This is a genomic window from Lentzea indica (genome assembly GCF_012184385.1).
In the GTDB taxonomy this organism is placed as follows: Bacteria; Actinomycetota; Actinomycetes; order Mycobacteriales; family Pseudonocardiaceae; genus Lentzea; species Lentzea indica.
In genome coordinates this window covers 1-7047 of the sequence record NZ_VSRL01000365.1, presented here as the reverse complement: position 1 = coordinate 7047, position 7047 = coordinate 1, and the positions used below count along the sequence as shown (strand labels likewise).

The window sequence follows — 7047 nt, the reverse complement described above, 5'->3', positions numbered from 1 at the left end:
CGCGGGTCGCGGCGTGCCGCGCGGCCGCGGTCTCCTGGACCCGGCGGAACTCGAAGAGCATGTAGACGTGGTCGAGGTCGGTGGGCAGGAAGAAGCCGCCCCACCGGGAGGAACCGAGCATGCCCTCGTCGTCGGCCACGTAGAGCCCACGGCCCTTGTGCGCGCGCACCCGGCCGAGCGCCGAGAGGATCTTCACCGCCTCCCGCACCACGGTCCGGCTCGTTCCCATGCGGCCGGCCAGCTCGTTCTCGGTCGGCATGCGGTCACCGGGACGCAGCTCCAGCTCCGCGATGAGCTGCAGGATCCGCTCGGCCACCAGCTCGTAGCCCGGCCGGTAGGTGGCGGGCGGCGCGTACGCGGCATCGGCATCCACCGAAACGGCTCCTTCATGAGTATGACTTTTCTGCTGTCGAAACAAGGGTACATGCGCGTCGAACGAGCAGGACAACCGATCGAACGGCCAATCGTGGCCGTTCAGGGCAGTGATCTGACGCCCAGACGTACAAACCAGATAAGCATGCTCATCTGCTTGACGTCGACTCCGCGTGGCTGCTCTCATTTACCACTGCCCGCACTCGAACGAGCGCGATGAGTGACACCGCAACGTAGCGGAGCAGCCGATGAATCGTCGTTGGAAAGCGCTTACCGCACTGCGGCTGGTGGCCTCGTTGCTGCTCGCCGCGGGTCTGGTGACCGCCATCTCGCCTCAGGCACAGGCCTCCACCAGTCAGTTCAGGGGCGTGAACTGGGCCGACCAGAGGGACAACTTCGTCAACGGGGTGCTGTACCCGTCCGGGCTCAGCGCGTCGGACACCTACTCCTCGGCGGCCGCCGTCGCGGACAGGGTCGTCGGCCAGATGTACTCGATCACCGGTGCCAACACGGTGCGGATCCCGATCAACGAGCCGACCGTGGCGAACTACTGGGGCACGTACACCGGCGCGATCGACACCGCGCTCGGCAAGGGCAACGTGATCTTCGCGTACTGGGCGCACACCGGCGGCAGGCCACCGAACATGACCGCGTTCCACCAGATGTGGGACCGCCTCATCGCGAAGTACGGCGGGAACCCGAACGCCTACTTCGAGGTCATCAACGAGCCGCACGGCTACAGCACCACCGACCTGAACAACATGTACAACACCTGGTTGGCCAGGTACTCCGGTGTTCCGCGCGGCAGGGTGATCCTCGACGGTGCGGGACTCGCCCAGAACGTTCCCGCGGTCGGCGGCGACAGCAGGCTGAACGGCACGCTGCTCGCAGTGCACGACTACTCGTTCTTCGCCGGTTTCGAGAGCGAAACCCAGTGGGCGGACCACATCGCGAGCTACATCGGTGGCTACGCCAGCCGCACCATCGCCACCGAGTGGGGCGGCGCGATGGGTCCTGGCACCAAGAACGGCGTGTACTTCGACGCCATCGACTACAGCATCCCCAGCGGGTCGTACATGGCCGACTACGTCCGGGGCGTCAGCGCCAAGCTGCGCAGCCTCGGGATGGGCAGCGTCTACTGGCCCGGCCTGCGCGACGGCGACTGGTACAGCATGACCACCAGGAGCGGGAGTGGCCCGAACACCACGCTGTCGCTGACGAACCCGTCGGGACTGCAACGGCTGCGCTACGCCTGGGGCGTGGGTGACGGCGGCACCAACGGTGTCGAGATCCGCAACGTCGCGACCGGCTGGTACGTCGACGGTCTCGGCAGGACCACCGACTCCGCGGCGGGCCAGGGAACCGGCGGCACCAGCACGAGTCAGCAGTGGATCGTCGAGAACACCGGCTCCTACGTCCGGTTCAAGAACGCGGCCACCGGTCTCTACCTCGACGGCATCGGCCGCACTGCCAACGGTTCCGATGCGGGCCAGCGTGCCGGCAGCACGGCCACGAGTCAGCAGTGGACGGTGGTGACCGGCACCAGCAGGGGCAACGACGTGCGCATCAGGAACCGTGCCACCGGCCTCTACCTGGACGGCATGGGCCGCGCGTCGGCCGCGGCGAACCTCGGGCAGTGGAGTGACAGCAACAGCGTCAACCAGCAGTGGCGGATCGTCGCGGCGGGCTGAACGGTCGAAAGCGCGACAGGAAATCGTTGTCAGCGGGCGGAAGTGCTGCCACGGTTGGTGAGCCGCGGCTGGAGCAGGCGGACCTCCGGCGCTTGTTCCCGCTCGAGGCGGGCCGTCACCATCTCGACGGCGATCGCACCCAGTTCCTCGGCGGGGATGGCGATCGAGGTGAGCGGAACGGCCAGGTTCTGCGCGACGTCGTCGGGGCACAGCGTGATCACCGACAGGTCGGCCGGTACTTCGAGCGACCGGCGGCGCAGTTCGAGCAACAGCGGGCCGAGGACCGCCTCGTTGTGCACGACGAGGCCGGTGGTGCCGCGGTCGGAGTGCAGCACGTCGTCCAGGCACGCCGAGACCGACTCGTAGTCGGCGGCGCACGAGTGCACAGAGGCCGGCAGGTTCCTTTGTCCGGTCTCGTGCTGGAAACCGGCCAGCAGCCGCGCGGCGTAGCTGGTGCCGCGTTCGTAGACGGCGGGCGGTGAGCCGATCAGCGCGATCGAGCGGTGCCCGAGATCGGCCAGGTGGGCGGCCATCTGTCTGCCCGCGGTGGCGAAGTCGAGGTCGACGCAGTTGAGGCCCTGGTGGTCGTCGGGCACGCCGAGCAGGACGACCGGCGCGTCGACCTCGCGCAGTTCGGGAACGCGCGGATCCGCGCTCTCCACGTCCATCACGATGATCGCGTCCGCCATGGACCGCGCCGTGACCCTGTGCGCCTCACCGGGACCGGCTTCCTTGGTCAGCAGCAGCACGTCGTAGTCGTAGTCGCGTGCGGAGGCCACGATCGACGAGACGAACTGCATGATGACCGGCATGTTGTGGTCCGACCGCAACGGCACGATCAGGCCGAGCACGTGTGACCGGCTCGAGGCGAGCGCACGCGCGCCGGCGTTCGGGTGGTAGCCGAGTGCCACGATGCTCTGCTCGACGCGCCGTTTCGTCTCTTCGGAGATGCTCCGTTTTCCGCTGAGCACGTAGGAGACCGTGCTCATCGAGACGCCGGCGTGACGGGCGACCTCTTTGATCGTGATCATGCCCGCCCTTCGGATCGCGTCAGCAGGTGGCGATCATCGTAGTGCGGCGCTGGGGATTCGCGTACGGCGGTGATGCGGCGCCCAGGACGCGGCGTCCGGCCGGACACGGAGGCGGACGCCGTCGAAACCGCCGTCGAACATCGATGCCGGATTGGTCGAAATCGTCGAACAGCTGAAGTTCTCTTGACGTTCTGGTTTCGGCTGTGTCAGATTCTGAAATCGATGTTCGAAGCGCTTCGATTTTGGCGCTGAGGCGTTCGGCAGTGGCCGGCTCATTCTGTGCCGCTGCATGATCGGGGGTGTCGGCGTGGTCACCATCGTGGACGTGGCGAAGCATGCGGGTGTTGCTCCCAGCACGGTTTCTTACGTGTTGACCGGCAAACGCCCGGTTTCGGCCGAGACCCGCCTTCGGGTGCGGGAGAGCATTCGGTTGCTCGGTTACCACCCGCACGCGGGCGCGCGGGCATTGGCGAGCAGCAGAACGAACGTGCTGGCCCTGGTCCTGCCTCTGAGAGAAGGCGTGCATCTGCCGGTGGTCATGCGTTTCGTGACCTCGGTGGTCACCGCCGCCCGTGAGCACGACATGGACGTGCTGCTGGTGACCGCGGACCAGGGTGCCGCCGGCCTGCGGCGGGTGGCCGTGGGCGCCAGGGTGGACGGGTTCCTGGTGATGGACGTGGGACTCGACGACGAGCGGATTCCGGTGCTGCGCGAGCTCGGCCGCCCGGCCGTCCTGCTCGGGTATCCGGCGGCCGTGAAGGGCCTGACCTGCGTCGATCTGGACTTCGGTGCGGCGGGTGCGCGGTGCGTGGACCATCTCGCTGAGCTGGGTCATCGCAGCATCGGTTTCCTCGGCGCGCCCGGTGTCGTCTACGCCCGCAACACGGGCTTCGCGCAGCGGACTCTCGCGGGGTTCAGCGCCGCGGTCATGCGTCGCGGTATCGCGTCGACGGCCCTGCCCGTCGAGCAGCGGCGGGACGCGGTGCACGCCGTGGTCGCGACGTTGCTGCGGGAACTGCCGCGGATGACCGCGCTGGTCGTGCACAACGAGGCGGTGCTGGGCTGGGTGGTGGACTGCCTGCGCGCCGCGGGGCGGCGGGTTCCCGACGACGTCGCGGTGGTGGCGATCTGTCCTGACGAGCTCGCGGAGCAGCTGCGGCTCACGTCGGTGGAGCTGCCGTCCGAGGTGCTGGGGCGGCGGGCGGTCGAGCTGCTGATGGCCAAGCTCAACGGGCAGCAGCCCCCACCGCTCACGTTGCTGCCGCCGAACCTCTCCAGCCGCACAGGCTTCGCGGCGTCCGCGGCCGGCTGAACGAGCACGTGAATTGACGCTTGCCGATACATCCGTCTCAAATGTTGTCGAATGATTTCGCGCGGTTGTGTTCGATGTGTTCGATGTTAGGTTCAAAAGCGCGAACCGCTTCGATTTCGAGCGGCTTTAATTCCGTTCAATGGTGTGCGGAAGGGAAATTTGATGATCAAGATCATGCGTGCGCTGATTGTCGCGATGGTGGCCGTTGTGACGGTTTCCCTGGGTACCAGTACCGCGCTGGCGGCGACCTGGAGCTCCTCCGACAGGTGGGGATCCTGGTCGAACGGCGGATACACGGTGCGCAACAACGTGTGGGGCAACGGCTACGGCCCGCAGACGGTCTGGGCCAACTCCTACAGCAACTGGGGTGTCTGGGCGAACCATCCCAACACCGGTGGGATCAAGTCCTACCCGCACTCGGAGAAGCAGGTGAACCGCAGGCTCAGCTCGCTCGGGAGCCTGTCGAGCAGCTTCAACGTCTCGTATCCCAACTCCGGTGCCTACACGACGGCCTACGACATCTGGTGTGACAACAACGCCTACGAGATCATGTTGTGGATGAACAAGGTCGGTCCGGTGGGGCCGATCGGCTCCCGTCAGACGACGGTCTCGGTGGGAGGCCACACCTGGGACGTCCACCGCGGCTCGAACGGCTCGAATGCGGTGTTCTCGTTCGTCCGCACGTCCAACACCGGGTCCGGCTCGGTGGACGTGAAGGCCGTGCTGAACTGGATCCGCGGCCAGGGCTGGTTCGGTGACGTCACCGTCGGCTCCGTGCAGTTCGGCTACGAGATCACGTCGTCCAGCGGTGGCCTCAACTTCAACACCAACAGTTACTCGGTCTCGGTCGGCTGAGTGCGGTGACAAAGGCGCCGTCCGCCGGGTTCCCGGCGGGCGGCGCGGTCGTGTGCAACGTCTCGGCGCGGCATCACGTGGTCCGCACCGCGCGTGCGGCAAGGTGAAAGCAAGCGCTTCCGACGAAAGGGCATGACCGTGACCGTGCTGGACGGGATCCTGCTGGGCGTTCGCGAGGATCTGGCGCAACGGCAGAGCGAGGTCCCGCTCGCTGAGGTGAAGGCACGCGTCGCGGACGCACCGCCCGCCCTGGATCCCCTGCCGGCGTTCCGGTCGCCGGGCGTGTCGATCATCGCCGAGGTGAAGCGCAAGAGCCCCAGCAAGGGAGAGCTCGCCGTCATCCCGGATCCGGCGGCGCTGGCCGCGGACTACGCGCAGGGCGGTGCGGCGGCGATCAGCGTTCTCACAGAGCAGCGCCGGTTCGGCGGATCGCTCGACGACCTGGCCGCCGTCCGTGCCCAGGTCGACGTCCCGGTGCTGCGCAAGGACTTCATCGTCACGCCGTACCAGCTGTGGGAAGCGCGGGCCTGGGGTGCCGACCTCGCGCTGCTGATGGTGGTCTCGCTGCCCGGCGGACTGCTGGAGGATCTGCACGGACTGGCCTGCGAGCTCGGGCTCACCCCGCTGGTCGAGGTGCACACCGAGGACGAGCTGGCCAGGGCGGCCGAGCTGGGTGCGGAGGTCGTCGGGGTCAACGCCCGTGACCTGACCACGCTCGAGGTCGATCGCGCGGTCTTCCGGAAGCTGGCTCCCCACCTGCCGGAGGGGGCTGTCAAGGTCGCGGAGTCGGGGGTGACGGGGCCTGAGGACGTCGCCGAGTATCACGGGTGGGGTGCGGACGTCGTGCTCGTCGGTGAGGCGTTGGTTCGCTCCGGTGATCCGCGGTCGTCGGTCCGCGAGTTCATTCGTCAGGCCCGGCGCTAGGGACTCCGACCGCCGGGACTCGGCCGCACGCGGGAAATTCAGGTGCGGGGCGCCAAACCGCGTTCGCGCAACCACTCCAGCTGTGCGATCGAGTTCGAGCCGTGTCCGCCGCCGTGGTCGGCGAACGGCCACACGGTCATGGTCCGGTCCTCGCCCGCGTAGTGGTTGAACGCGGCGTACACAGTGGACGGTGGGCAGATCGGGTCCATCAACCCGACGCTGAACAACGCGGGCGCTGTCGCGCGTTGGGCGAAGTGGACGCCGTCGAAGTAGGACAGCGTGGCGAACGTTGGCTCCACGCGGTGCCTGCTGTGCCAGCGAAGGTACTCGGCGAGTTCTTGGTACGGGCCTTCGCCGCACATCTCCGCCGCCCGCCGGAAGTGGCACAGGAACGGCACGTCCGGCAGGGCCGCCGCGACGCGGGTCAGCCCGGCGACGGCGATCGTCAGCCCGCCGCCCTGACTGCCACCCGCGACGATCACCCGTTCCCGGTCGAGGCCGGGCAGGTCGGCGACCGCGTCCACGGCGCGGACGCAGTCCGTGATGAGACGCCGGTAGTAGTAGCTCTCAGGGGAGTCGATGCCGCGGGTCATGAAACCCTTGGCCCACTGGGTGCCACCGGGGTCGCGGTCGGGGGTGTCGTGGCCCTGGCCGCGGCTGTCGACGACGAGCTGGGCGTAGCCGACGGCGGACCAGAGCAGATGGTCGGTGGGCAGGCCGCGGCCGCCGCTGTAGCCGATGAACGTGACGACGACGGGCAGCACCCAGCCCGAGCCCTGGATGCTCGAAGCTGCGGCGTTGAGCTGGGCACGGAACTTGTCGAACGAGCCGAAGTTCTCGTCGATCGCGGCCGCGAGCTCGC

General features: G+C 67.9%; 7 protein-coding genes and 1 pseudogene. 4 read left to right on the top strand and 4 right to left on the bottom strand.

Annotated features, from left to right (window positions below; genetic code table 11):
* Positions 1-373, bottom strand: a 373-nt coding sequence (locus FXN61_RS45815) for a FadR/GntR family transcriptional regulator (protein WP_312878514.1), incomplete at its 3' end; no start/stop codon positions are given.
* A 247-nt stretch (positions 374-620) separates the two neighbouring features.
* On the opposite strand from FXN61_RS45815, the gene FXN61_RS45810 reads away from it, so the two are divergent.
* Complete coding sequence (locus FXN61_RS45810) at positions 621-2063, top strand: RICIN domain-containing protein (RefSeq protein WP_167980080.1); 1443 nt, start codon at positions 621-623, stop codon at positions 2061-2063.
* Between the two features lie 29 nt (positions 2064-2092).
* On the opposite strand, the gene FXN61_RS45805 is transcribed toward FXN61_RS45810, so the two are convergent.
* A complete protein-coding gene (locus FXN61_RS45805) occupies positions 2093-3109 on the bottom strand; it encodes a LacI family DNA-binding transcriptional regulator (RefSeq protein ID WP_312878516.1) in 1017 nt (338 codons plus the stop codon).
* A 292-nt stretch (positions 3110-3401) separates the two neighbouring features.
* Here FXN61_RS45805 and FXN61_RS45800 point away from each other — a divergent pair, with 292 nt between their 5' ends.
* The 3 genes from FXN61_RS45800 to trpC all read left to right on the top strand — a co-directional run bounded on the left by FXN61_RS45800 (position 3402) and on the right by trpC (position 6185).
* The gene (locus FXN61_RS45800) at positions 3402-4406 is read left to right on the top strand and encodes a LacI family DNA-binding transcriptional regulator (protein WP_312878513.1); all 1005 of its coding nucleotides are present in this window, start codon (positions 3402-3404) and stop codon (positions 4404-4406) included.
* Between the two features lie 162 nt (positions 4407-4568).
* Positions 4569-5261 (top strand): glycoside hydrolase family 12 protein, encoded by a 693-nt coding sequence (locus FXN61_RS45795; protein WP_167980077.1) that lies wholly within the window; start codon positions 4569-4571, stop codon positions 5259-5261.
* Positions 5262-5399: 138 nt separating this feature from the next.
* Positions 5400-6185 (top strand): indole-3-glycerol phosphate synthase TrpC, encoded by a 786-nt coding sequence (gene trpC / locus FXN61_RS45790; protein ID WP_167980081.1) that lies wholly within the window; start codon positions 5400-5402, stop codon positions 6183-6185.
* Positions 6186-6223: 38 nt separating this feature from the next.
* Here the strand turns inward: trpC and FXN61_RS45785 are convergent, their stop codons facing one another.
* Both FXN61_RS45785 and FXN61_RS53820 read right to left on the bottom strand, forming a co-directional pair.
* Positions 6224-6949: an acetylxylan esterase gene (locus FXN61_RS45785; protein WP_312878515.1), complete on the bottom strand. Its 726-nt coding sequence runs from the start codon at positions 6947-6949 to the stop codon at positions 6224-6226.
* Positions 6950-7047, bottom strand: a pseudogene (locus FXN61_RS53820) (Fe-Mn family superoxide dismutase); the annotation flags it as partial.

Excerpts from the sequence above, each read along its gene's own strand:
- FXN61_RS45810 (WP_167980080.1), top strand. The coding sequence starts at position 621 with ATGAATCGTCGTTGGAAAGCGCTTACCGCACTGCGGCTGGTGGCCTCG.
- FXN61_RS45795 (WP_167980077.1), top strand. The coding sequence starts at position 4,569 with ATGATCAAGATCATGCGTGCGCTGATTGTCGCGATGGTGGCCGTTGTG.